Raw genomic sequence first — 25304 nt, forward strand, 5'->3', positions numbered from 1 at the left:
TTCGTTTATTAGAAATAATTCTTCTATCTTGCATTAGATCTCATCTATTATTCAATGAAAAAAACAGAGAAAAGCATTGGTTGGTTGCTCTTCCTTTTCGTATTTATTATATATGCTTTTTGTTCCCCTAAAACTATTACTTTTTGGGATAGTGCTGAATTCGTAGCATCCAACTATAAATTACAGGTCACCCACCCTCCTGGCGCACCATTTTACATGCTACTTTGTAAATTTATTTTGTCTTTTTTTCCAGTATCTATGTCGGCATATGTAACCAATTTAATCTCCTCTTTATTTGGAGCATTAACGGTTTTACTATTGTATTTTATAACAATACATATCGCTAATAAAATTATAAACAAAACATATACAAAGAATACACAAGGTTGGTTATCCATTACATGTGGTGTTATTGCAGCACTTACCTTAGGTTTTATTCATAGTTTTTGGGTTGCATCTACAGAAAGTGAAGTATATACCCTTTCTTTTTTTCTTCTTTCGATGGTGCTATACAGTATGATACTATGGGAAAAAACCAATGATCCTAAAAAAGAGATCCGTTTACTTTTGTTTATTGCTTTGTTTATTGGTATTTCAGTAGGAGTTCATTTAATTAATATTTCAATCGTTATCCCGCTTTCTGTTTTATACACCTACAAAAAATTTGGATTTACCTTCAAAAATATATGTATTTCAATAGCTATGGGATGCTTACTTTTTTTCACTCTTTATGGGGTTTTAATTCAAGGGTTTTTGAGCATTGCTAATAAAATGGATATATACATGGTAAATGATTTTGATTTTCCTGTAAATTCCGGACTTATACTACTTATTTGCATTGTTGCTATTTGTTTTGGAATTGCTCTTTGGTATAGCCATAAACAAAAAAAAGTTGTTCTGCATCGTTTGTTATTAATGATTGTGTTTTTTGGTATTGGAATGAGTTCATATACCGCTTCTGTTATTAGAGCCAACACCTATACTCCAACCTCTAATGGTTCTTCTACCAGCAATCAATTATTACAATACATTAGAGCAGAACAATTCGGACTAGGTGAAGTCCCCTTAGTTAGAGGACATCTATACAATGCTCCTTTAGATAAGACTACTCCTTTTACAGATGGATCCTCAATTATTAAATACAACATAGAAAAGAAAAAATATACTACAATAGACAACGGGAATTTTAGCAAACCTAATTATGCAAGAGAATTTAGCACATTTTTCCCCAGAATGTATCATAAAGGCGCTTCAAACATTAATGGATATAATAGTTGGATCCCTATTAAAGGCAAAACTATTTCTTATCCTGTTCAAGGTGAAATTCAACATATTAAAACTCCTACTTTTTTAGAAAATTTTAATTTTTTTATAACCTATCAAATATCATGGCTTAATCTAAGGTATTTGTTTTGGAATTTTATCGGAAGACAAAATGATATCAAAGGCACAGGAAATATTTTAAATGGAAATTGGAGTAGTGGGATAGATTTTTTTGATTCTTCCAGAATTGGCAGCCAAAAGAATATTCCCAATAGATATCGCAATGATTTAAGTAATGATAATTATTATTTCCTACCCTTTCTTTTTGGAATTATTGGATTATTTACTTTACGCAAAAGCTATCCTTACTTACTAACTACATTATTATTATTTTTAACCTTTGGTATCGGAATTACGATATATATAAATCCGACTCCTTCTAGTATTCTAATACGAGAACGTGACTACATTTTTATGGGCTCATTTATTATTTTTGCATTATGGGTAGGATTATCTGTACTTACTGTATTTAATCTCTTTCGATTTATTGTTTCAGAAAAAAAACGATTGCTTTTCGTTGGTATATGTATTGGTTTACTTGTACCAATTCATCTTTTTGCAAAAGGCTGGGATGATCACAATCGATCTAAGGATAATTTTGCTTATGATTTTGCAAAATCATATCTAGATTCCTGCCCAACTAATGCTATCCTAATAACTAATGGGGATAATATGACATTTCCATTATGGTATCTGCAAGAGGTAGAAGAATACAGAACAGATATTCGAGTAATTAACTTTGATCAATTAACATTAGATTGGTATATCGAAAAATTAAAACGAAAAGTAAATTCCTCAAATCCAATATTGATAAGCTTACCTCAAAACCTCTACAACAATAGTCAACAACTTCTTCCTTTAAAAAAAGAGGTAGATCAACCTGTTGAGTTGAAGCTATTATTTGATTTTCTAAAGGATGACAAAACTAGTATATTATGGAACGGGAAGAAAGTTCATTATATCCCCTCTGATGTATTTTCAGTTTCTATCGATACCTCTAAAATTATTAAAAACTTATATAACCCAAAGGCATTAAAACTAAATTACACAGATCGTATTACCTGGAAGTTTTCAAAAGATTTTTATGCTATTAATGATCTTGTTTTATTAAACCTAGTGCAACAAAATATTTTAGAAAGACCAATTTGCTTTGCAATAAATGGAAACACAAATCATTATATAGGATTACAGATGTATACTATACAACGTGGTTTAGTAGACTTACTAGCTCCTGTAAAACGTTCAGATCTTTCTTTAAACCCAAAAATTGTAGATACAAAAACTATGTATCCTAGTTTTATTAAATCTAATATATTCAAAAATCTAAATAACCCTTCTGTATTTATTGATGATGAAAACAGAACATATGCTCAAGAAATTTTAAGAAGAAATTATTATTTTCTGGCTCAAGCATTATTAGAAGAAGGCAAAACAGATCAAGCAATTAAAGTATTAGATACTTGTATTTCAATTTTTCCAGACCAAACTATTCCATTTCGGCAGTATGCCTATGCCTTAGGAAAGCTATACTACAGAGCTGGTAACCCAGATAAAGGAAGCAAAATTTGCCAAATTGCTATGCAAAATATTTGGGAAGAATTACAATGGATGACCTCTTTTGATCCTCCTCATCCAATTATCAATGTAAAACATGCAATTCGGCTCAAAAATATGTACTCTCAGATGATTGAACAATTTATACCTAATCATCCTAAAGAATCTAATAAGTTATCGATTCAATTCAAAAAATTTGAAGTTAAATTTCAGGATTGGCATACTATAAACTGGCCTTATTAATTTACTAACCTAAGTATATGTATTTCTTTTCTACTGAAGTTACTTCTTCCAAAATATATTCAGATAATCCTTTATATCAAAGAACACGCAAAGCATACGAATTAGTACTGGATAAGATACAAGGAAATGTTCTTGAAATTGGTTGTGGAGAAGGATATGGAGTAACTATGTATCATAAAAAAGCAAAACAATTAACGCTTATCGACAAATCGAAATATTCAACATATCACATTAAAAAAAAGTTCCCTAACGCTACTGTCTTTCATAAAAAAACACCCCCTCTATCCTTTATTTCAGACAATAGTTTTGATATTATTCTTTTATTTCAAATCATTGAACATGTTAAAAATGACAAACTCTTTATTAAAGAAATAAAAAGAGTTTTAAAACCTGGTGGCACAGTGTTTTTAACTACCCCTAATGCCATGAAATCCATTGCCAGGAACCCTTGGCACTATAAGGAATACACCTATAATCAAATTAGTAATCTAATTAAAGATGTGTTCAATACATATACTATTATGGGTATCGAAGGGAATGAAAAAACAGATCATTATTATACAGCAAACGAAAAAACTGTAAAAAACATTTTAAAATTAGACCTCTTTAATCTTCAATATAAAATCCCATCATTTATTCTTAAAATTCCATACGAGATATTAAATCGTTACAACAGAAAAAAGCTATTTAGAAAAAATAATAAATTAGTAAAAAGTATAAATATTAAAGATTATTATTTAAGAGAATATTCTGACAAGACTCTAGATTTCTTTTGTAAAATGCAAAAAACAAATTAATCAGTAATACGTTACAATAAATTTTTAAAATCATATTAACCTAATTTTTTATATAAGGAAACGTTAAGACCTGCCAGAATCACAGATGAAATAAGTACTTTGTTTTTATAAAAAAGATATAGTTATGAAAGCAATTAACATCCATGAAAAACTCTCGAAATTTGATAAGCAATGGCATCCTCATCGTATTGCTACGGTAGATGACAACCAGATATATCTTGCCAAATTAAGTGGAGATTTTATATGGCATTCTCACGAAGATGAGGATGAACTATTTCACGTAATAAAAGGAACTTTATACATGAAATTTAGAGACAAAACTGTTACTGTTCAATCTGGCGAAATAATTGTAGTCCCCAAAGGAGTAGAACATTGTCCTTGCACCAAAGATAACGAAGAGGTTCATGTATTACTTTTTGAAAAACAAAGTACTAAACATACTGGCGACACCCAACATGAACGAACAGTTGCTAAATACATCGATCTATAAAATTACTTGAATACATGATTCCCGGATTAAAATCATAAGTTACCGTCATGCAAATACGATTTTTAATACTTAATTTTGAAAATCAATATAGTTTTTTATGAAAATACTGCACTTAGACTCTAATCATCCATTACTTATTCATCAATTACAATTAGCTGGATTCCAAAATGAGGAAGAATATATTGCTTCTAAAGAAGAAGTTGAATCTAAAATTCAAGATTATGAAGGAGTGGTTATTCGAAGTCGGTTTGCAATTGATAAAACATTTTTAGACAAAGCCAAAAACTTAAAGTTTATAGGGCGCGTAGGTGCTGGTCTGGAAAATATTGATGTTGAATATGCAAAGGAACATAAAATCCAGTTATTTAATGCTCCCGAAGGAAATCGAAATGCAGTTGGCGAGCATGCTTTGGGTATGATCCTATCGCTATTTAACAAAATGAACATTGCTGATAAAAGTGTTAGGGACGGGCAATGGTTGCGCGAGGAACATCGGGGTATAGAATTGGATGGAAAAACAGTGGGCATTATTGGTTATGGTAATATGGGCAGAGCTTTTGCAAAAAAACTTCGGGGTTTTGCAGTTGAAGTTCTCTGTTATGATATTCTTGAAGATGTAGAAAATAGTGATGCCACTCAGGTAGAATTAGAAGAGTTTTTTGAAAAAACCGATATTTTAAGCCTTCACACACCTCAAACTCCAGAAACTATAGGTATGATCAATAAAAAATTCATTAACCAGTTTAAGAAACCATTTTGGCTAATCAATACTGCTCGAGGAAAAAGTGTGATAACAGCAGATTTGGTTGAAGCGTTGAAAAATGGTAAGATCCTGGGTGCAGGTTTGGATGTTTTAGAATATGAAAAAACATCTTTTGAAAATTTATTTACCTCAAAAAAAGACATGCCAAAAGAGTTTAAAGAACTCCTTAAAATGGATAATGTAATACTAAGTCCTCATGTGGCTGGATGGACTGTGGAATCTAAAGAAAAATTAGCACAAACTATAGTAGATAAAATCAAAGAGAAATTTTGCTGAAACCTGTTTTTATAACATTACTGTCCGACTACACTCAAGATTCAGAGTATATGGAGTCCCTGTGGAGCGATATTGCAAAACAACACAGTAAAAAAAACCGGTACTATCATAATCTCTCTCACCTGGAGAACCTTTACCGTCACTTAATTGAAGTAAAAAACGAGATTAAGGATTGGGATATGGTTTTGTTTGCCCTATTTTATCACGATTATATATACAATGTGTATAAACAAGACAATGAAGAACAAAGTGCTAAAAAAGCAAAAAAAATACTAAATACCTTAAAGATTGAAAAAAAACGCATTACAACCTGTTTTGATACTATAATTGCTACCCAAGGGCATAAGATTGCTAAAAGCAAGGATATAAATTATTTTACCGATGCTGATTTATCTATATTAGGAAGTGATTGGAAAACCTATGAGAGGTATTACAAAAATGTAAGAAAGGAATATAAACACTACCCTGATTTTATGTACCATAAAGGAAGAATAAAAGTTCTGCATCATTTTAAAGACATGCCGGCTATCTTTAAAACCAATTATTTTTATAACAAGTTTGAAATACAGGCAAAAAAAAATCTACAACAAGAAATCGATTTACTTTCAATGTAACAAATTGCTTTTACAAAGCAATTTGTTACATTGAAAAAATAAAAAAACATAAATTATGTGTTAATTTGCCTACTAAATCAAAAAATAACGTCTCTATTTAATAATAGCACTTGGTATAATAGAAAGAACATAATATTAAAGTCTAAATATTTGAATATATATACTCCTTTGATTAACTATTTTTTAGAATTTGTTCAACTTGAAGATGTTGATAAGGATTTTATTTGTAAATCTTTTAAGTCTGGTTTTATAAAAAAGAATACTATTATTGAAAAAGCAGGACATGTACCAAAATTACATCATTTTATAGCTTCGGGTTTTGTGCGCAGATATTATATTGACGATTTTGGCAATGAAATAGTAACAGATATAAATAAAGGACCGGAATTTCTTACCACATATATTCATTTTTTAAACAATACAATTTCACCAAAAAATTATATTGAAACAGTAACAGATGTAAAAGTTTTACAAATAAACAGATCTAGTGTTTTAAACCTGCTCGCCCGATTTCCTGTTATGCAGGAATTTCAATCAAAAGTTTTTCTTAAAATGTCTAATGACAACAGACAACGGGCGGTTGACCTTGCTACTTTATCTGCCGAACAACTGTACCTGAAATTTATAAACGAAAATCCAGCAATAATACAAAATGTACCTCTAACCTGTATTGCATCCTACTTGGGTATTACACCCCAAAGTTTAAGTCGTCTTAGAAAAAACATAAAATAGTTGTTTTTTACCATTTGGTAAGTGTATTTGACAAGCAAGAAAGTAGTTTTGCTTATCAAATCATAGTATTATTATGTATTTAAAGAAAAAAACAACGCTCTTACTACTCATCGGTAGTTTATCTGTTTTATCTCTAGTGCAAGCACAAAAAGAGGCCTCTTTTCATTTTGGATTAGTATATCCAGTAAGTACAAATGGGTTTAATGCAGCTCAAACTTCAAATGGTGCATCTATACATCTGTTGGGAGGAGTTTCTAATGATGAAAAGTTTTTTATTGTGTCTGGGTTAACAAGTGTTATTAAAAACAATGCCCATGGTTTTCAATTAGCCGGATTATCCAACCATATTAACAACGAAGGTTCTGGGATAGCTATTGCAGGGCTTATCAACATAAATAAAAAATCATATTCTGGTTTACTATTTTCGGGCTTAATAAACATTGGTGGTAATATAAAAGGAATTCAATTTGCAAGCTTGCTAAATACGGCAAAGAGTGTTAAAGGTATACAAGTAAGCGGCTTTATCAATATTGCCGAAAATAATGATACTCCTATCGGGTTACTTAACTTTATAACCAATGGTGAAAAATCAATTTCCCTTTTTTATGATTATTTAGAGTCAACCTCAATAACTTTTAAGTCTGGGGGAAAAAACACATACGGTGTTTTTGGTTTTGGTTATAATCAAAAAGTGGAAAGGATTTTTAGCGAAGTTGGTTTTGGTGCAAATCTTTATTTAATAGAAAAATTACGATTACGAAACGAAATAACAATCCATCCATTTATAACGATCAATAAATTTAATTTAGAAAATAAAATGTTTAAAGTAAAATACTCTCTGATTCCTTCGTTTAAATTGACAGAAAACCTTGAACTATTTGCTTCTGGAATTTTAGAATACATTAGCTCTAAGGATGATCTATATGATAAATTACTTTTAGAAAATGAATTATGGAAAAAAAACAATGAAGATACTAAGCAACAAATCCAGATTGGTTTTGCAGGAGGAATTAATTTTATATTCTAACAAATGTAAAATAAAGGGTTGTTTGTTACCTTTTGCATAATGTTTTTATATTATATAGATGCTTATGAAGTTTTAAAAAGGCAATCAATAAAGTTTACAGAATACCATTTTTTTGAGCATAATTGACCAGTTCAATGGTGTTTTTAACTTGAAACTTAGCAAGCAAATTCCTTCTATGGGTTTGTACTGTTAAAAAACTTATAAATAAGGCATCTGATATTTCTTGGGTAGATTTTCCTAGCTTTAACAAAGAAAGGATTTCTTTTTCTCTTTGTGTTAATCGAGGAATCATCCTTAGATCATTAATATTTGTTTTATTTATTAATTCTTTTACTTCATTACAAAAAGCAAGTTCGCCATTAATAGCTTGCAAAAGGGCACTTTTAAATTCTTCAAATGATGCGCTTTTAAGTAAATATCCATTTGCCCCATTTTTTATCATTTGCATCACAATACTTCTTTCAGACTGACTGCTCATTCCCAAAATAATCATTTCGGGATACAATTTCTTAAGTTTTAAGCATAAATCAATTCCATTAGTATCCGGCAAAAATATATCTAAAAAAAGTATATCTACCCCTGAAATACCTGCATACCGAAATAAAGCATTTCCATTACTAAATACTTCTTCTACTTTGATATTGGTAAGGGGCGACAAAAGAACTTTTAATCCCTCTGTTACCAAAGGGTGATCATCAACGATAACCAAATTGTACAATGTTTTCATTTTTAAGATTACAATAAAAATTCAATATTATAAACGGTCCCTTGCCCTAATTGCGTTTTTACCTCTAATTTACCATTCAGTAAATCAATTCTGTTTTTCACATTTTTGAGACCCAAACCAGTAAATTTGCTCAGATCATCTCTGTTAAAACCTATTCCATTATCTTCAACAGTTATCAAAAATAAATTTTTATTTTGGTTACAATCTACAATAATATATGAACAGTCAGAATGCTTTAGTGCATTATTAATAAGTTCTTGCACAATCCTAAAAATTGTAATCTGATGTTTTTCTGAAATACTTTTAACTATCCTGTTGGATTGAAAATTTATAGAAATTTTTTCTGAACTCAATGAGTGGCATAAATCTTTTAAGGCTGCTTCTAATCCTAGTTTAAGCAGGGTTTCTGGCATCAGATTATACGAAATTTGCTTTAATTCTGCAATAGAATTTGAGAGTTGCACAGAAAAATCTCGTGTACGGGAGTCGTCGTAATTTAATCTGGGAATTTGATTTAGCTTCATTTTCATGACCGACAACCTACTGCCTATACCGTCATGTAAGTCCCGGGCAACACGTTTTCGTTCTGCTTCTGCACTATCAATCATAGCCTGCATTACTTCCATCTCTTTTTGGTCATTCAGTAGTTTTAAGTTTTGGATATAATTGATTTCTTTTTCTTGTGTTAAATGTTTTTGGGCTTTATTATTTTTCCAGAGAAGAGATATAATAAATAAGAGTAAAAGAGAAAATCCGCCAAATGATAAATAATAGAGCTGGTTGTTTTTTGCTATGAGCTCAGCTTGTTTTTTTTCTGCTTCGAGTTCATTAATCTTTTTATCATTCTCTATTTTGTTAAACTTGGTTTCTAACGCTAATATTTCATTTTTTGTTTTGGCATCAACAATACTATCGTTTAGCTCAATAAACTTTGTACTATAAAGATATGCCTTTTTATAGTCTTTTAATTTCTCATAAGCTCTTGATAATTCTATATAGTATTTTTTTTTGTCTTCAATTAATAGTTCTTTTTTTCCTTCCAGGTCAATTAATATAGTAACAGCTTCATTATATTTTTTGAGATGATATAAGGACTGGTATTTAGCATATTTTAATCGGTTACGATTAGGGATATCATTATTTAAAATGGCATTTTCAATTCCTTTTTCATAAACTTGTATTGCTTTATGATAGTTTTTTAATGTATGATGATAAAACCCTTCTGTAAAATAATAAATCCCGTTCATGTTAGATTCTGGGTGCTTTTTTAAAATCAAAAAGGTTTTATCCAACAGTTCTTTAGCATCCGGCAATTTATCCATTCTTATCAAATTCTCAGCAGCAAAAACCGTGGTCTCTATTTTTGTTTCCAACAGTATTGGGGACGGGGCTTTAACATTTTCTAGTTGGGTCATAGCCTTTTGAAAATATAAAGCTGCTTTTTCTTTATGATTGTTATTCATCATAGTAATTGCAATAAACTCATATAATCCCCCCAAAATCTCAGGGTTTTCAGATTTTAAGGCTACAGGTACTGCCTCGTCTGTCAATATTCGCATACATTCTTTTTCATTATCTTTTATTTGAGATAAAAGGGATAGATTTTGTAAAAGAATGGCTTGCCACTCATAGCTTAATTTAAAACGATGTTTTTTAATTTTTTTTAAAGTAGAAATGATTCCTTGCGCATATTTATCTGTGTCCTCATTTATATATTTTAAGACATTAAAATACTCTGACAGATCTAATAAATATGGGTATTTAAAAGCATATTTATTACCTATTGCAAGGTACTCTTCAAATTTTTTAATATCGTTATTGCGCCTGTAAAGATCTGAAATTTTAAAACTCAGGTAGCTCCTAATACTATCATCTTTTGTAGTCTTTATTATAGCAATAATACTATCTGTAAACTTGCTGTCATCACCTAATGTATTAAAGCGTTGGGACATCCCTTTTGAAGAAAGAAGAAGAAAATAAAAAATAATGAGGACTATTTTATTGTTCATAAAAGCATAATATATTCAAAAGTAGCTTTTTTATGGTTTTTATTAATAAAACAGCGGTTCATTCCTAATAATATACCTGATTTCAGGTATGTAATTATACATAATCACGGGTATATGAAATAAATAAAGATCCCTGTATTTTTGGGATTTAAAGTTTGTTCCAATTCAATTCTGAAGAAGGTTTTGCAGAGGGGGCGGTAAATGAAAAAACAATTTTACAGACTGCTTATGCAGATATTAAATTGTTTGTTTTTTTATCATTTGGTAAGTTGAGTTGAATAACCTATAGAGTAATTTTGTTTTTCAAATTTCATCTTTTTCATTTTTTAAATGATGTAAAATGTTAAAAAACAAATCAAAAAATTAACTAAATTCTGGAATATATGTCAATAAAATTAACAACCACAGAGCAAGCCAGACTATGTTTCCAAAAAAAAAATTGTTTGCTCCCGGCAATTAACCCAAAATATGGGATTAAAATGGCACAATGACACATCTGTAGCATTTTATCTCTAAGGCTGCTCCAACAAATAGTATATACTTAATAAAAATTATTAATAGTCATAATTATAAATCTAAAACAAAAACAATGAATAAAACCATTTTTAATTACGCATTTATCACTTTATGTATAGTTACAATGCTCACTTCTTGTAGTAAAGATGACGACAACAATAGTGCTTCAGCTAGTAAAACAGTTACCTATGAGATATCAGGAAATTTTTCAATGCGCTTAGATGTTTTTCTAAGTTCGGTTAGTACTACTGGTTCAGGATCTGGTGATGAAGAAATCGAGGTAACCTCACTTCCTTGGTCCAAAACTATAGAATATCCCGACAATACAATAACGGTTGCTTATGCAGTTGGGAGCACAGAACTTACAAGTATACCGGGAGAATTTATTACGATAAAAATTAAGGTAGATGGTGTCACTGTTCAAGAACGTAGTGCTACTGTAAATTCTAACGAGTTACTTCCTATTATTTCAATATCACATATTTTTAAACAATAACAAAAAAAGGTATAAAATAATAGTAGCCTTTATATTAAATCGTATTAGATTATGAACTAATAGCGACCTTATATTTTTAAGAAAAAAAACTTCTAGGCATGCTCAGGATAAATTAAACCCTCATCCAGGAATTAAATAAAAGATACTTTGTACATGACAAAAATTTATGCAATAGAAAGAGACGAGCTGATTTGTCATCCTATTGTTTGTATTTATATATAGAAATACCGGTTTTTGTATCATCTATTTAGTAAAGATCCCTAAATTATTTTTTTTATGGTAGTTTATACATTTATCAGAATTTGTTTAAATTGTTATAATCTTAACTATTTAACCCATTTATAAATGAAAAAAACATTAATTTTTGCTTTAATCCAATTACTTTATTTTACAAGTCTTGGGCAACATAAAATACTGCCCGGAGATAATACTCTAAATTCTTCTTTTTTGAAACCGGGCAACTACAGCATGGCATACTATATCAAAAAAGATGGTCAATATACAGAAGTAGGAACCTATAATATTGAAGTAAATCTTGATAATCAAAAATTAAGTGTCAACACATCTTTATCCTTTTTAAATTCAAATATGCTATGGAAAGATGGTTTTATTGCAAACACTAATTCGTTTGCACCTGTTAGTGCCTATACAGAACGTGATACACATACAGTTACCTTAAATTTTTCGAATATAATTACCGGGACGTATACCAAAAATAAAAATGGTAAAAAAAAGCCTGTTAACGAATCTGTTACTGGTCATTATTTTAATATATCCCTTTATCCATATATCCTAAGGATGCTTCCCTTAGCAACAGGTTACAAAGCAACAATCCCGGTATATGATTATGAGGCTGAAGATAAAAGCCGCTTATACGATGTAGTGATTAAAGAAGTAAAAAGTGATGTTTTTACTTCTTCACTTACAGGGGAACATAAAGTATGGAAAGTAAGTGTATACGAAGAAAGTACCGGACATAGTTTTGATTATTTCTTTGACAAAGAAACTCATAGGCTTTGGGAAATTCAAATACAATCTAAAAAGGGGGATATACTGGCTTTATTTGATAAGGAAATTGATTTTAACCCTTTCAAAAATAAATTTAATAAAGAAGAAACCTATGCTCTTGTAAATAGAGGAAATTCTGTGATAAAAGGAGTAACATTTGTGAGGGACAATAAAAATGAAAGCTCATTAAATATAACTGTGCTTAACATAAACAAAAAGCAGTTTGCGCAAAAAGGCACTAAAATAGCCCTTATACCATATACCAATTATTTTAAAGAATGGGAGGAGTTGAACAAGAAACAGTCCAAAATCAAAAACGCAAAGTCCATTCCATTAAACAAAGAAGCTTTAGAATGCATTAAATATACTACTGTATATGATGATGATGGTCATTTTGAATTTACTAACTTAAAGCCCGGAGAGTATAAATTGTTGACTACGTTTGAATATGAGCATACCAAAAAAGAAAAGGAAGTGGTAGGAACATCTGATATGTTTTATAAAGGCTATTATTTGGGAACCAATGTACTTACCGAAAATGTTTATTATAACGTAAATAACACTACCAAAATCCAAAAAGTAGTAACGATAAAAACAGATGGTGAAATTGTGGAAGTTAAACTAAAGAAAACCAGATAAAGATTCCTGTTCATCCATTAATTATTTAACGTTCTAGGGCTGATAAATAATGTGAGTGGCTAATTTAATGAATTTTGAACAGCAAACCCATTTTTGTCGGTTTTGAAGCTATTTGTTTTGCAAAAAACTGTCCTGCTTTTTAATTTTTTAACAAAAGTAACAACCCGGGAGCAAGCTCACGAGCTACCTTTTCAAAAATATATTTTGTTTTTGAGGCAATCCTAGGATAATGAAACCCTCAATAAGGGATTCAAAATTAATGTTTTTAGTATCATTTTAACGCCATAAAATTATGCCAGGTGGAGTGCACCACATTTAATTAAAACCTATAAAAAAACCACAAATGAGAAGCGAAATAGAAAAATGGAAAGCCTCTGGAAATTATTTCTTATATGAAGAAAAGAATATTTTCTATTTGCAAGAAGGAAACGGAGATAATTTACTCATTATTCATGGCTATCCTTATAATAGTTTTGAATGGAAAGATACTATAGCTGAATTATCAAAACAATATAAAATCACCATTTTTGATTTATTAGGGATGGGGTTTTCTGATAAGCCAAAAAAGCATGAATACAGCTTCGAAGAATATTGTAATATCATAAATGCGCTCCTTAAAAAACTCAATATTACAAAAACACACATCTTATCACACGACCTGGGAGTAAGTGTTGCTCAAGAACTTATCGCCAGAAATAGCAAAAGTAAAAACAATTTCAAAATTTTGTCATCTGCTTTTGTAAATGGCAGCCTGTTTATAGATGTGTACAAACCAAGGCTTATACAGGTATTACTATCAAAATCCCCAACAATTATCGGCAAATTACTAAGTAAAGCCTTAACAAAAAAAATGGTTAATAAATCTGTAAAGTCTGTTTTTGGACCAAATACACAACCAACCGATGATTTTTTGGATTTGCAATGGGAGATTTTAAACTATAACAAAGGTAAATCCATAACCTATTTAATAGGAAGACTGGTTTTTGAAAAGTACAAGTATTTAGACAGATGGGTAGATGCAATGCAAAACACAAGTATCCCTATGTGTTATATCTGCGGACCTTATGACCCTAATTCAGGACTTCACATGGCAAAAAGATATAAAGAACTTATTCCCAATCCAAAAGTTTATCTTTTAGATAAAAATACAGGTCATTGGCCTCAATTAGAAGATCCGAAAGGTTTTATAACATCCTTCCAAAAATTTATCTATTAAACCAAATAAGCATGAAAAAAATTCAATTTAATTCATTTTTAATATTAAAGATAGCCATCGCTATTATTTTTTTATCACATGCCATTATTAGAATTACCGGAGGAACTATAGAACGATTTGCAGGATTTTTAGATTCAAAAGGGTTTCCTGTGTCATTACAGCTTGTATGGGGAATAACTATATATGAAATCATAGGAAGTATTCTATTAGTTTTTGGCTATTATACCAAATGGATTTCTAGTATATTTATATTAATCCTGCTTGTTGGTATAGTTATAATTCATTTTGCTAATGGATGGTTTGTTGGCGAACATGGCACAGGAGGAATGGAGTACAGTTTTTTATTGATTACAACATTAGCAGTTATTGCTGCAAATACAAATAAAAATAATACCAAATAAATCAAAAACCTCAAAACAAGTTTGCAAAGTATACCTCAAAAAAATATATTTTATCTTCAAGGCAAACTTCCTTTAAAATTAGACCCTCAATGAGGGATTAAAATTTTAATAAAAGATCAAAGCTTTCGGAACATACGCAGGCAACCTAGTTTTAACCCATACTACTCAAATTTAAAACCCTGAATAACTAATCCATGTTTTGTATAGCATATAGTAATTTATACGATAATGGTAATTATACTTTTAACAATAAAAATATTCTGATCGTATTTTCTTCAGGTAAGTTTCAGTTTTTATTACATTTATAGAGTGAAAAAAACAATTTTTATTTTTTCGGCTCTGGTTGTAGCAATACTTATTCTTTTTCAATTAAGTAAATACCGTATTATTGCAGGAGATTCTTCAACAGAAACCATAATTGCTATAATAGCTGTTATTTTTTTTATTATTGGAGTAATTATAAACAAAAGAGTTTTATATAACAAGATCTCCCCCACCCAAAAAATAAATCATAAAAAAATAAAAGCGCTTGGGTTAAGTAACCGAGAATATGAAGTTTTATGTCAAATCGCTATGGGTCTATCCAATAAAGAAATAGCTGAAAAACTTTTTGTTTCAGAAAGCACTATAAAAACCCATGTATCTAATGTATTTGCAAAATTAAATGCCAAACGTCGTACACAGGCAATACAAATTGCAAAAGAACTGGAAATTATAACGATTTAGAGCATCTTATACCTATAATAATATAATTTTCATACTTTAGTATGAGTGCCTTTTAAGCACATCTGTCTAATTTTGTGTCATACAAAACAACAACCTCAGAGTAAGCTTACGAGGTATGCTTCCGAAAATATATCTAGTTTTCGAGGCAAGCCTCGGGAAATAAAAGCTCAATGAGGGATTAAATAACAGACCCTTATGAAAAATACAATTTTACGTTATGGAATTTATAGTGCTGTAACAATATGCCTCTTAGCTCTGGCTGGATGGTTTTTAGGAAAAAATCTGGATTACTCACTACAAGAAGTAATTGGATACGCTGGGATGGTCATAGCTCTTCTTTTTGTTTTTTTTGGAATAAAACATTACCGGGATAAGGAAAACAATGGTGTTGTGTCTTTTGGAAAAGCCCTACAGACAGGTATATTAATTACTTTATTTGCGGCACTCTCTTTTGGAATATTAGATGTGATTTATATTAAATACATAAATCCGGATTTTATGACCGAATACTACACCAATTATGCAGAACAAATGAAAAATTCTCTTTCTGAATCCGAATTTCAAATAAAACTCAAAGAATTAGAAACTCAAAAGGAGATGTTTTCAAATACATTCGTAAGTTTTCTTCTAATGTCTGCTACCGTATTCATCATTGGGTTTATAATTTCATTACTCTCTGCATTAATACTACAACGTAAACCCTAAAAGTTTGGTCATAAAATAAAAATATAATCATGCAATACGATGTCAAAACACCCAATGAGTATATTATAGTGGTATGTGTACCAACCCTGTATTGCTCAATTGGTTTGTTAAAGAATATAACCGGTATACAAAAACCAAACCAGATATGGGAAAAAGTTGTGTTCGTTTTAAAAAAACAAATCAAATCCCATTAAAACTTATTGGAGAATTGGCATCCAAAATAACTCCTCAAGAGTGGATTACTATTTATGAATCTAAAATAAAATACATGAAAAAAAGAGTTACAGGAATTGGCGGTATGTTCTTTAAAACCGCAGACCCTAAAAAAACAAGAGATTGGTACAAGGATCATTTAGGATTTAATACCGATGAATATGGATGCACTTTTTGGTGGAAAGATAATGAAGGGAAAGACTGCACTACCCAATGGAGCCCTTTTAAAGAGGATACAGATTATTTTGCGCCCAGCAAAAAAGATTTTATGATGAATTTTAGAGTCGAAAACCTAGCAGAACTCATGGAAATCCTTAAAAAAGAAGGAGTAACTGTTATAGATAAAATAGAAGAATATGAATATGGTAAGTTTGGATGGATTATAGATCCTAATGGCATCAAAATTGAGCTTTGGGAGCCCGCAGATCAATGATTTTATAAATAAAAAAGGTTGGTTAAAACCAGCCTTTTTTTATTACAGAAATCTAATTGAAATTTAGTTTTTAAGCATCAGCTTTAGGATCACTACCATATTGATTATCTCCCTTTGTGCCTTCTGTAAGTGCAAGGATAATATTATAAATAGGGATTAGCATATACCACCAATCCTTATCCACATCATGCATTCTGCGTACTGCAACTGCTATACTTGGTATCAATATTACAAGAGAATATAACCCTCCAAGTGTTGCCAATAATCCAACATCTAGGATGCCTCCCAAGATAATCAATCCATAAACAATGATCATATTGAACAAAAAAAACATCCAATACTCTTTACGTCTGGCCCTGCCAGAAAACCCTGCGTAATTCTTTAAAGTTTTTAAATACCAATCCATATAAATTATTTAATTAGTTAGTATTACCAAATATAATAATAAATATGATTTATCAAAACATAAGGTGTTATAGTTATACTGTATAATAAAATTAAAACCTGCAAATATTCTTACATGTCTTATGCATTTAAGTCAATATTTTTTGTAATTTTCTCCAAACTAATAAACCATTTCAATATTATGAGTGAAGAAAATAATAATTTGGGAGACGATATAAAAAAAGGAATAGACCATATAGCAGAAACTGCCAATGATTTTGCCGACGGAGCAAAAGAGGTTCTTAAAGAAGAAAATAAAAAAGTAGTTGCCGGGATATTAGGAATTTTAATTGGCTCTTTAGGAATCCATAAATTTTATCTTGGGTATACGAAAGAAGGTATAATACAACTCATCGTCACTTTTGTTACTTGTGGAGTTGGCTCTATAATAGGCTTGATAGAAGGAATAATTTATTTAACAAAAACTGACGAAGAATTTTATCAAACCTATCAAGTTGGTAAAAAACCTTGGTTCTAATATATTCAAAAAAGTCAAAATTATAGGTTTTGGCTTTTTTATTTCATTTTATTATCGTAATATTGCGATATTATAATATATAGATTATGGGTATAACTAAAACGCAAATATTTAATCAACAGCAAAACGAACTGGCGCAGTTTTTTAAAATACTCGGACATCCTGCCCGCATAGCCATTCTTCAATACATAAGCAAACAAAACGCCTGTATTTGTAATGATCTGGTAGAAGAAACAGGCTTAGCGCAAGCAACAATATCCCAACATCTTAAAGAACTAAAAAGCATTGGATTACTTAAAGGAGAAATCGAAGGCAAGAGTATGTGCTATTGTATTGATGTGGATAGATGGAATGCGTTACAAAAAAATTTAAACTCATTTTTTAATACCACCAAAATGAATTGTTGTTAAACAAATTTAAACACCAAAATTATGAAAACATCCAATTTTATATCCTTACTAGAAGAACATCAGGACAAATCTTTATTATTTGAGTATGCTCCCGCAATGTTGGTTGGCACTAATTATCATATAACCGAAGTAAAACACATAACTGTAGATTCTGTAGATTGCGGCGCACAGACTGATTCCTGGAAAGAAACAGTTATTCAACTTTGGGAAAGCCCTGCCGAATTAGGTAAAGAAAACTATATGACTTCATACAAAGCTCTGGGGATACTAAAAAAAGTTGGGCAAATGAAATCCTATAATATGGATGCTGTTGTTAAAATAGAATATGGAAACGCTATGTTTCACACCTCTCAATTGCATGTAATAGATTTTGAAATCAAAGAAAATAAATTAGTAATAAAACTTACTGTAAATCCTACCGATTGCAAAGCAAAAGAAATATGTGGTGTTTCTGAAACCAATACAGTCGAAACTAATTCTTGTGCTCCAGGAAGCGGCTGTTGTTAAATAAACCTCACAATACATGGCAACAACACCAGGTTTTACAATCAAAACAGCTCCTTTCACAGAAAAAGACTGGATTACAATTTCTCAAATTTATAAAGAAGGTATTACTACAGGAATGGCTACTTTTGAAACGCAAATACCCACCTGGAATGATTGGAACGCATTACATATAAAAACATGCCGGATTAAAGCTATTAGCAACAATATCTTAATAGGATGGGCTGCATTATCTCCTGTCTCTAAAAGAGAGGTTTATAAAGGGGTAGCAGAAATAAGTATATACATTTCTACAAATTACAGAAAATTAGGAGTAGGAAAAATACTCTTAACCCAATTAATTAATGAAAGTGAAAAAGCTGGATTCTGGACTTTACAAGCTGGTATTTTTAGCCATAACAAAGCTAGCATTGCTTTACATAAATCTTTAGGTTTTAGAGAAATAGGGTATCGTGAAAAAATAGCAAAACTAAACAATATCTGGTATGACAATACCATTTTAGAACGAAGAAGTAAAATAATAGTATAACCACAAAAAAATACCATATTATGAACATTTTAGTATTATGCACAGGTAATTCGTGTAGGAGTCAAATGGCAGAAGGGTACCTAAAACATTTTGCCAAAAACAATGCAACTATTTACAGTGCAGGAGTCGAAACTCATGGAGTAAATCCAAGAGCAATTGCTATTATGAAAGAAGATAGTATTGACATTTCTAATCATACTTCTAATAATTTAGAAGAATATCTGGACATACCTTTTGACTATATTATTACTGTTTGTGATAATGCAAAAGAAAGATGTCCTTTTTTTCCTGGCAAAACAGAACGTTTACACTATAATTTTTTTGATCCATCAAAAGTAGAAGGCACAGAAGAAGAAATTCATGCAGCATTTGTAAAAACCAGAAATCAGATTAGAGAATATTGTACAGATTTTGTAGAGAAAAATATATTAAAAACTGTTTTATAATGATTATACATACAGAAAAACCTTATAGATTTAAAAATCTATAAGGTTTTTCTGTAATCAATAGCCCAAGAGCAAGCTTATAAGGTATACCCCCCAACACATATTGCTTTTGAGGCAAGCCTCGGTAAATTAAGTCCCTCAATAGGAGGATCAAAAACTTTTAATATCCTTTTATATTTTAATATCTCCGTTTTTAAAATACTTTTGTTCCAATTCTTCCTGAAATTCTTCCATTACAGGTTTTACTGTACTTTCCGGAAGATCTGCAATACGAATATACATTAAACCATCTACAGCATTATTAAACAATGGATCTACATTAAATGCCACTACTTTTGCATTTTGTTTAATATATTTTTTGATTAAAACCGGAATACGTAAACTACCTGGTTCTACCTCATCTATAATCTTATCAAATTTATTCAAATCACTCTTGCTTTCGTCAAAAACAAAATCTTTATCCGCGTCTTTCAATTTTACCTTAAACTCTTTTTTGGGTCTCACATATTGCGCAACATAAGGATCGTAATAATGTGATTTCATAAACTCTATCATCAAAGACTTAGAAAAATTACTAAACTTATTACTAATGCTTACTCCTCCTATCAGGTACTTATGCTCTGGAAAACGCAAAGTACAATGAACAATCCCTTTCCAAAGCAAAAATAGCGGCATCGGTCTTTGTTGGTACTCTTTAATAATAAAAGCCCTCCCCATTTCTATAGATTCGCTCATCATTTTATACAACTCAGGCTCAAATCTAAACAGATCTTGCAGATAAAATCCATTAATCCCACGGCTACTGTATATTTCTGACCCCATACCCATACGATAGGCTCCTGCAAGTTTATTGGCCTCATTATCCCATAAAAACATGTGGTGGTAGTAATCATCAAAAGGGTCTAAATCAATAGAGTTATTGGTGCCTTCTCCTATCTCTCTAAAAGTGATCTCACGCAATCTGCCTATTTCATGTACTACATTTGGCACATCTGTTCTTTTGGCAAGAAAAACTTCATAGTTCTTACTAATCAACAATCTCCTGTCATTATCTCTGCAAAACTCCAGTTCTGATTCGATCAAATTGATACTGCCTTTTACTGCTATTTCTTTAGGTGATTTTGGTATTTTTAAATTTTGTGGAATAGATTCCCGTAATGTTTTCTTTTCAAAAGGATTGGCCAGCATATATGTTTTCATACGCAAAAAATTCGTAAAATCCTCAAGATTAGAATATTCCCCCTGGTCTTTTACCGAAACCGGATTTCCTATCCGAACTTTGATTGTTCTTTTTTCTTGAGAAAAAAGCTCGCTCGGCAACTTTGCAGTACGTAATAGTCCACTTATAGAAGCCATTTTATAAAAAAGCCTGCTATTACGTGCATGAAAATATATTGGTATAACAGGAACTTTTGCTTTTTGTACCAATCTCATGGCGCCAGGCTCCCATGCTCTATCTACATAATTTTTTCCTTCTTTGAATGTAGAAACTTCTCCTGCAGGAAAAATCCCCAGGGGTTTTCCTTCTCTTAAATGCAAAATAGCTGCTTTGATACCATTGTGGCTTGATTTTGCTTCCTTTCTGTCTTCAAAAGGATTAACCGGCATAATATAAGGACGCAGAGGTTTAAAGTTTTGTAGTAAAAAATTAGCAATGACTTTATAATCTGATCTATACTCAAGCATCAATTTTAGCAATAATCCTCCATCAAGACCCCCTAATGGATGGTTTGAGATGGTAATAAACGCTCCTTCTTTTGGCAGTCTTTTAAAATCTTCTTCAGGGATTTCAAAAGTAACCCCATAGGAATCCAGAGCTTTATTAATATATTCTAATCCTTCAAGATGGCTTAACTTATCGTATTCTCGATTAACTTTGGATATCCTTGTTATTTTCATGATAATCCAACCAATAAAGGTTCCGATAAATCCAAGTTTATCTAATTTTAGCCCTTTGGCTACTTCTTTTGCTGTGATTATGGGCATTAATTATTATTTGTACTGGCTTACAAATATAGCAAAATCATTGAATAGGTTTTCGTATTATCTTGAAACCATTTGATAAGTCTCTCTGGTAATCTGTTTCAACAAAATATCTTTGTCTTTTTCTAAAGACATAATCGCTTCATTTGTAAAATGTCTAATGGTAAATAAAGATACATTTGTATTATAAGTAACTCTAAATTTTGCTTTAAGTTTAACCAAAAGTTCGTTAAAATGAGCAAATTTATCCTCCAAACATACCGAAAAACTAATAGCAGAATTTTGGATAAGCCCTACTTTTATTTGATATTGATGAAAAAGGCTAAAAATTTGACTAATATTATCTTCTACAATAAACGAAAAATCTAAAGAAGAAAGTGATAATAAAATTTGATTTTTTTTAACAATATAGCATGGTAAGTGCGGCTCTAATGGTTGCCCTTTTTTTACAGATGTGCCAAAACCGTCTGGATTAAGAAATGATTTAACATACAGCGGTATTTCTTTACGTTGCAATGGTTGAATTGTTTTGGGATGAATCACCGAGGCTCCATAAAAAGCAAGCTCTATTGCTTCTTCATAAGAAATATGAGATAGCAATTGCGTAGTATCAAAAACCCTTGGATCGGCATTAAGTACTCCCGGGACATCTTTCCATATACTCACACTATCCGCATTTAAACAATAGGCAAAAATCCCTGCGCTATAATCACTTCCCTCTCTGCCTAACGTGGTGGTAAAATTATTACTATCTGATCCTATAAAACCTTGAGTTATACTAAGTCTGTTTTTATTAACCTTTTTGAGTATATTGTTTTGGGTAATATTCCAATTTACTTCTGCATCTCTGTATATGCTGTCTGTTTTTATAAAATCTCTGGCATCTAACCAATCGTTTGTATATCCTTTATAATCAAAATACTCGCTTATAATAATTGTAGAAATTAACTCGCCATAGCACACTATCTGGTCATAAACAAAATCGTATTGAGTAGATTTATTTCTTTTTAATGTGGTTTGCATATCCAAAAACAACCCTTTTATTTTTTCAAAAACCGGATGTTGCTTATAGTCAAAAAGGGATTCTACAATCTCGTTATGATATTCTTCAAGATTTTGGATTTCTTTTTTAAGCTCATTAGCATTGTTTAGATATGTTTTTACTACATTTTCTAATGCATTGGTGGTTTTTCCCATTGCAGACACTACAATAAGCAGATCAGAAAATCCGGTTTTTTCAAGAACCTTAATAACATTTTTTACTCCATCTGCATCTTTTACAGATGCACCTCCAAATTTAAAAACTCTCATTGATTCAATTACAATTAATTAGTTTAAAACACATTATAACCCAGACACAAATTTATCAATTCCTTCTTCGTCCATTTGCACCAGATACCAATCTTTTAAAAGTTTTGCGCCGCTTTTTTCGTAAAACTTTATAGCAGGAGTATTCCAGTCCAAAACTACCCATTCTACTCTTTTCACCCCTTTACTTTTTGCATACTTTAACACCTCTGCATACAAAGCGTTCCCAACACCTGTTCCTCTCACAGACTCTTTAACGATAAGATCTTCAAGATGAACTGAACGTCCTTTCCATGTAGAAAACCGATAGTACACTAATGCCATTCCCACAATTTCATTTTGTACCTCTGCCACAAAACAATGAAAAAGTGGTTGTTCTCCAAATCCCTCATTAACAAGGTCTTTTACTTCAATCTCAACGGCATCTGGTTCTTTTTCAAAAATTGCCAATTCTTTGATTAAACCTAAAACCTGAGCCATATCTTGTTTCTTGGCACCTCTAATTATATAGTTCATAAAATAAAATTTATCAAAACTATAAAATTGTATTAAAAACAAGATCGTTTTGCTCCTCTATATTTATGCTGTTTTTGTGTTTGTTTTCTTAAAAAAAATAATAATTGATCTTACGAAAACCTTATAGTCTATTAAAAAATAATACTTTTGCATCAAGTAAAATTCACTACAAATGACAAGACAAAATCAGACCTTAGGAGAATTCATTATTGAAAATCAAAATGATTTTCCGTATGCAAGCGGAGAACTTTCTCGTTTGATCAACTCTATTCGATTAGCTGCAAAAATGGTAAACCACCAGGTAAACAAAGCAGGATTGGTGGATATTACCGGTGCTATAGGAGAGACAAATATACAAGGCGAAGATCAGCAAAAACTAGATGTTTTGGCAAATGAAACCTTTATCAACACACTTACAAACAGAGAAATTGTATGTGGTATAGCTTCAGAAGAGAATGATGACTTTATAACTATAAAGGGTCAAAAAAACGACCATCGTAATAATTATGTGGTTTTAATGGATCCTTTGGATGGTAGTTCTAATATAGATGTTAATGTATCTGTAGGAACCATTTTTTCAATATACCGTAGGGTTACCCCTACAGGAACTCCTGTAACCTTAGAAGATTTTCTGCAACCAGGAAATTTACAGGTAGCAGCTGGTTATATCATTTATGGAACATCTACTATGCTTGTTTACACAACTGGGCATGGGGTTAATGGATTTACGCTAAATCCAGCTCTGGGAACATATTATTTATCCCATCCAAATATGAGGTTTCCTGAAAAAGGCTCTATATATTCTGTGAATGAAGGAAATTATATTCATTTTCCTCAAGGAATAAAAGATTACATCAAATATTGTCAGGAAGAAAAAGAGGATCGTCCTTATACATCCAGATATATTGGCTCTTTGGTAAGTGACATACATCGTAACATGATTAAAGGAGGGGTATATATGTACCCCAGCACGTCTAAATCTCCTAACGGAAAACTTCGTTTGTTATACGAGTGCAATCCAATGGCATTTATTACAGAGCAGGCAGGCGGAAAAGCCAGTGATGGTTACCGTAGAATTATGGATATAAAACCTACAGAACTGCATGAACGCACTCCATTTATTTGTGGAAGCAAAAGTATGGTCGAAAAAGTAGAATCTTTTATGAAATAAGATAATTACAACTACGTGTCTCTTTTTTCTTATAATTCTAAATAAAATAATTATTTTTATAAAACCCCTTTTAATATATTCTACCCAAAGATTTTAAAAGTAAAACATTAATCGTCAAAAAAACAAGGTTTTAACAAACCTGAAGTAACATTATTGGTAATAATCATAACGTTTTTAACGTTTTTATGTTAATTTTACGATAAGTTAGAAATTAAGAATCTAAATAAACCATCCATAATGGCTAAAGAAAATAAAGCTATTGAAGAAAAAGTTTCTGATGATCCTTCTTCAAAAATAGAAGCAATAAAGAATTTAATTTTTGGAGAGAATATTGCTGCCTATAATTCAGAGTTTGAAAAAGTAAAAAAAGATATCTCTTCAAAAAAGAAAGAGCTTGAAGATTTTATCGAGGACACCCGTAAAGAATTAAATCAAGCCATTGATAATTTAAGTACAGATATAAATATTAGGATTACCGAATTAGAAGATAATTTGGCAGATAAAGTGGATATGTTGGATACTAAAAAAGTAGATAAAAAAACGTTAGGTGACCTTCTTATCAACTTGGGCGAAAAAATCAATCAAAAATAATCCAATCTGTCCAAAA

At 30.8% G+C, this 25304-nt stretch carries 27 protein-coding genes; 21 read left to right on the top strand and 6 right to left on the bottom strand.

Annotated elements, in window-relative coordinates; all coding sequences use genetic code 11:
* Positions 1–54 precede the first annotated feature (54 nt).
* The 7 genes from ACZIYX_RS15700 to ACZIYX_RS15730 all read left to right on the top strand — a co-directional run bounded on the left by ACZIYX_RS15700 (position 55) and on the right by ACZIYX_RS15730 (position 7819).
* A complete protein-coding gene (locus ACZIYX_RS15700) occupies positions 55–3120 on the top strand; it encodes a protein O-mannosyl-transferase family (RefSeq protein WP_462683197.1) in 3066 nt (1021 codons plus the stop codon).
* Between the two features lie 17 nt (positions 3121–3137).
* Positions 3138–3917, top strand: coding sequence for a class I SAM-dependent methyltransferase (locus ACZIYX_RS15705; RefSeq protein WP_462683198.1), 780 nt, complete (start codon positions 3138–3140; stop codon positions 3915–3917).
* Between the two features lie 124 nt (positions 3918–4041).
* Positions 4042–4407 carry a cupin domain-containing protein gene (locus ACZIYX_RS15710; protein WP_462683199.1) on the top strand — a complete coding sequence of 122 codons (366 nt, stop codon included), beginning with the start codon at positions 4042–4044 and terminating at the stop codon, positions 4405–4407.
* Between the two features lie 97 nt (positions 4408–4504).
* Positions 4505–5446, top strand: a complete 942-nt coding sequence (locus tag ACZIYX_RS15715) for a 2-hydroxyacid dehydrogenase (RefSeq protein WP_462683200.1) — start codon at positions 4505–4507, stop codon at positions 5444–5446.
* Positions 5440–6060, top strand: a complete 621-nt coding sequence (locus tag ACZIYX_RS15720; RefSeq protein WP_462683201.1) for an HD domain-containing protein — start codon at positions 5440–5442, stop codon at positions 6058–6060. Before ACZIYX_RS15715 ends, ACZIYX_RS15720 begins: the two co-directional genes overlap by 7 nt.
* Positions 6061–6210: 150 nt before the next feature.
* Complete coding sequence (locus ACZIYX_RS15725; protein WP_462683202.1) at positions 6211–6792, top strand: Crp/Fnr family transcriptional regulator; 582 nt, start codon at positions 6211–6213, stop codon at positions 6790–6792.
* Positions 6793–6865: 73 nt separating this feature from the next.
* Entirely contained in the window at positions 6866–7819 is a 954-nt protein-coding gene (locus ACZIYX_RS15730; protein ID WP_462683203.1) for a hypothetical protein, read from the top strand.
* Between the two features lie 94 nt (positions 7820–7913).
* On the opposite strand, the gene ACZIYX_RS15735 is transcribed toward ACZIYX_RS15730, so the two are convergent.
* Both ACZIYX_RS15735 and ACZIYX_RS15740 read right to left on the bottom strand, forming a co-directional pair.
* The gene (locus tag ACZIYX_RS15735; protein WP_462683204.1) at positions 7914–8546 is read right to left on the bottom strand and encodes a response regulator; all 633 of its coding nucleotides are present in this window, start codon (positions 8544–8546) and stop codon (positions 7914–7916) included.
* 8 nt (positions 8547–8554) lie between these two features.
* Complete coding sequence (locus tag ACZIYX_RS15740) at positions 8555–10555, bottom strand: tetratricopeptide repeat-containing sensor histidine kinase (protein ID WP_462683205.1); 2001 nt, start codon at positions 10553–10555, stop codon at positions 8555–8557.
* A 589-nt stretch (positions 10556–11144) separates the two neighbouring features.
* Here ACZIYX_RS15740 and ACZIYX_RS15745 point away from each other — a divergent pair.
* The 7 genes from ACZIYX_RS15745 (at position 11145) to ACZIYX_RS15775 (ending at position 16908) form a co-directional block, all read left to right on the top strand.
* On the top strand, positions 11145–11567 hold the full coding sequence (locus tag ACZIYX_RS15745) for an MmpS family transport accessory protein (protein WP_462683206.1): 423 nt from the start codon (positions 11145–11147) through the stop codon (positions 11565–11567).
* A 345-nt stretch (positions 11568–11912) separates the two neighbouring features.
* Positions 11913–13214, top strand: a complete 1302-nt coding sequence (locus ACZIYX_RS15750) for a DUF3108 domain-containing protein (RefSeq protein WP_462683207.1) — start codon at positions 11913–11915, stop codon at positions 13212–13214.
* 343 nt (positions 13215–13557) lie between these two features.
* Complete coding sequence (locus ACZIYX_RS15755) at positions 13558–14430, top strand: alpha/beta fold hydrolase (protein WP_462683208.1); 873 nt, start codon at positions 13558–13560, stop codon at positions 14428–14430.
* An 11-nt stretch (positions 14431–14441) separates the two neighbouring features.
* Complete coding sequence (locus ACZIYX_RS15760) at positions 14442–14831, top strand: DoxX family protein (RefSeq protein WP_462683209.1); 390 nt, start codon at positions 14442–14444, stop codon at positions 14829–14831.
* A gap of 309 nt (positions 14832–15140) precedes the next feature.
* A complete protein-coding gene (locus ACZIYX_RS15765; RefSeq protein ID WP_462683210.1) occupies positions 15141–15557 on the top strand; it encodes a response regulator transcription factor in 417 nt (138 codons plus the stop codon).
* Positions 15558–15752: 195 nt separating this feature from the next.
* Entirely contained in the window at positions 15753–16262 is a 510-nt protein-coding gene (locus ACZIYX_RS15770) for a DUF4199 domain-containing protein (RefSeq protein ID WP_462683211.1), read from the top strand.
* 268 nt (positions 16263–16530) lie between these two features.
* A complete protein-coding gene (locus ACZIYX_RS15775; protein ID WP_462683232.1) occupies positions 16531–16908 on the top strand; it encodes a VOC family protein in 378 nt (125 codons plus the stop codon).
* Positions 16909–16978: 70 nt separating this feature from the next.
* On the opposite strand, the gene ACZIYX_RS15780 is transcribed toward ACZIYX_RS15775, so the two are convergent.
* Positions 16979–17314, bottom strand: a complete 336-nt coding sequence (locus ACZIYX_RS15780) for a DUF805 domain-containing protein (RefSeq protein WP_462683212.1) — start codon at positions 17312–17314, stop codon at positions 16979–16981.
* Between the two features lie 180 nt (positions 17315–17494).
* Between ACZIYX_RS15780 and ACZIYX_RS15785 the strand changes: the two genes are divergently transcribed.
* The 5 genes from ACZIYX_RS15785 (at position 17495) to ACZIYX_RS15805 (ending at position 19719) form a co-directional block, all read left to right on the top strand.
* A complete protein-coding gene (locus tag ACZIYX_RS15785; RefSeq protein ID WP_462683213.1) occupies positions 17495–17830 on the top strand; it encodes a TM2 domain-containing protein in 336 nt (111 codons plus the stop codon).
* 86 nt (positions 17831–17916) lie between these two features.
* Positions 17917–18240 (top strand): ArsR/SmtB family transcription factor, encoded by a 324-nt coding sequence (locus ACZIYX_RS15790; protein ID WP_462683214.1) that lies wholly within the window; start codon positions 17917–17919, stop codon positions 18238–18240.
* Between the two features lie 21 nt (positions 18241–18261).
* A complete protein-coding gene (locus ACZIYX_RS15795) occupies positions 18262–18747 on the top strand; it encodes a DUF6428 family protein (protein WP_462683215.1) in 486 nt (161 codons plus the stop codon).
* A gap of 16 nt (positions 18748–18763) precedes the next feature.
* Complete coding sequence (locus ACZIYX_RS15800) at positions 18764–19273, top strand: N-acetyltransferase family protein (RefSeq protein ID WP_462683216.1); 510 nt, start codon at positions 18764–18766, stop codon at positions 19271–19273.
* Positions 19274–19293: 20 nt separating this feature from the next.
* Entirely contained in the window at positions 19294–19719 is a 426-nt protein-coding gene (locus ACZIYX_RS15805) for an arsenate reductase ArsC (protein WP_462683217.1), read from the top strand.
* A gap of 171 nt (positions 19720–19890) precedes the next feature.
* Here ACZIYX_RS15805 and ACZIYX_RS15810 read toward each other — a convergent pair whose 3' ends face one another.
* From ACZIYX_RS15810 to ACZIYX_RS15820, 3 genes are read right to left on the bottom strand one after another with little or no spacing between them, the layout of a single operon-like run.
* A complete protein-coding gene (locus tag ACZIYX_RS15810) occupies positions 19891–21705 on the bottom strand; it encodes a GNAT family N-acyltransferase (RefSeq protein ID WP_462683218.1) in 1815 nt (604 codons plus the stop codon).
* Positions 21706–21762: 57 nt separating this feature from the next.
* Positions 21763–23013 (bottom strand): aspartate kinase, encoded by a 1251-nt coding sequence (locus ACZIYX_RS15815; protein ID WP_462683219.1) that lies wholly within the window; start codon positions 23011–23013, stop codon positions 21763–21765.
* 33 nt (positions 23014–23046) lie between these two features.
* Positions 23047–23526, bottom strand: a complete 480-nt coding sequence (locus tag ACZIYX_RS15820) for an N-acetyltransferase family protein (protein WP_462683220.1) — start codon at positions 23524–23526, stop codon at positions 23047–23049.
* A gap of 172 nt (positions 23527–23698) precedes the next feature.
* On the opposite strand from ACZIYX_RS15820, the gene fbp reads away from it, so the two are divergent.
* Positions 23699–24697, top strand: coding sequence for a class 1 fructose-bisphosphatase (fbp, locus tag ACZIYX_RS15825; RefSeq protein ID WP_462683221.1), 999 nt, complete (start codon positions 23699–23701; stop codon positions 24695–24697).
* Positions 24698–24934: 237 nt separating this feature from the next.
* The gene (locus tag ACZIYX_RS15830; protein WP_462683222.1) at positions 24935–25288 is read left to right on the top strand and encodes a fructose 1,6-bisphosphatase; all 354 of its coding nucleotides are present in this window, start codon (positions 24935–24937) and stop codon (positions 25286–25288) included.
* Positions 25289–25304 lie beyond the last annotated feature (16 nt).

Source organism: Aquimarina sp. (assembly GCF_977115655.1).

Coding starts and splice junctions, on each gene's coding strand:
- ACZIYX_RS15700 (WP_462683197.1), top strand. CDS start 55: ATGAAAAAAACAGAGAAAAGCATTGGTTGGTTGCTCTTCCTTTTCGTA.
- ACZIYX_RS15705 (WP_462683198.1), top strand. CDS start 3,138: ATGTATTTCTTTTCTACTGAAGTTACTTCTTCCAAAATATATTCAGAT.
- ACZIYX_RS15710 (WP_462683199.1), top strand. CDS start 4,042: ATGAAAGCAATTAACATCCATGAAAAACTCTCGAAATTTGATAAGCAA.
- ACZIYX_RS15715 (WP_462683200.1), top strand. CDS start 4,505: ATGAAAATACTGCACTTAGACTCTAATCATCCATTACTTATTCATCAA.
- ACZIYX_RS15730 (WP_462683203.1), top strand. CDS start 6,866: ATGTATTTAAAGAAAAAAACAACGCTCTTACTACTCATCGGTAGTTTA.
- ACZIYX_RS15735 (WP_462683204.1), bottom strand. CDS start 8,546: ATGAAAACATTGTACAATTTGGTTATCGTTGATGATCACCCTTTGGTA.
- ACZIYX_RS15740 (WP_462683205.1), bottom strand. CDS start 10,555: ATGAACAATAAAATAGTCCTCATTATTTTTTATTTTCTTCTTCTTTCT.
- ACZIYX_RS15745 (WP_462683206.1), top strand. CDS start 11,145: ATGAATAAAACCATTTTTAATTACGCATTTATCACTTTATGTATAGTT.
- ACZIYX_RS15750 (WP_462683207.1), top strand. CDS start 11,913: ATGAAAAAAACATTAATTTTTGCTTTAATCCAATTACTTTATTTTACA.
- ACZIYX_RS15755 (WP_462683208.1), top strand. CDS start 13,558: ATGAGAAGCGAAATAGAAAAATGGAAAGCCTCTGGAAATTATTTCTTA.
- ACZIYX_RS15760 (WP_462683209.1), top strand. CDS start 14,442: ATGAAAAAAATTCAATTTAATTCATTTTTAATATTAAAGATAGCCATC.
- ACZIYX_RS15770 (WP_462683211.1), top strand. CDS start 15,753: ATGAAAAATACAATTTTACGTTATGGAATTTATAGTGCTGTAACAATA.
- ACZIYX_RS15775 (WP_462683232.1), top strand. CDS start 16,531: ATGAAAAAAAGAGTTACAGGAATTGGCGGTATGTTCTTTAAAACCGCA.
- ACZIYX_RS15780 (WP_462683212.1), bottom strand. CDS start 17,314: ATGGATTGGTATTTAAAAACTTTAAAGAATTACGCAGGGTTTTCTGGC.
- ACZIYX_RS15785 (WP_462683213.1), top strand. CDS start 17,495: ATGAGTGAAGAAAATAATAATTTGGGAGACGATATAAAAAAAGGAATA.
- ACZIYX_RS15790 (WP_462683214.1), top strand. CDS start 17,917: ATGGGTATAACTAAAACGCAAATATTTAATCAACAGCAAAACGAACTG.
- ACZIYX_RS15795 (WP_462683215.1), top strand. CDS start 18,262: ATGAAAACATCCAATTTTATATCCTTACTAGAAGAACATCAGGACAAA.
- ACZIYX_RS15800 (WP_462683216.1), top strand. CDS start 18,764: ATGGCAACAACACCAGGTTTTACAATCAAAACAGCTCCTTTCACAGAA.
- ACZIYX_RS15805 (WP_462683217.1), top strand. CDS start 19,294: ATGAACATTTTAGTATTATGCACAGGTAATTCGTGTAGGAGTCAAATG.
- ACZIYX_RS15810 (WP_462683218.1), bottom strand. CDS start 21,705: ATGCCCATAATCACAGCAAAAGAAGTAGCCAAAGGGCTAAAATTAGAT.
- ACZIYX_RS15815 (WP_462683219.1), bottom strand. CDS start 23,013: ATGAGAGTTTTTAAATTTGGAGGTGCATCTGTAAAAGATGCAGATGGA.
- ACZIYX_RS15820 (WP_462683220.1), bottom strand. CDS start 23,526: ATGAACTATATAATTAGAGGTGCCAAGAAACAAGATATGGCTCAGGTT.
- fbp (WP_462683221.1), top strand. CDS start 23,699: ATGACAAGACAAAATCAGACCTTAGGAGAATTCATTATTGAAAATCAA.
- ACZIYX_RS15830 (WP_462683222.1), top strand. CDS start 24,935: ATGGCTAAAGAAAATAAAGCTATTGAAGAAAAAGTTTCTGATGATCCT.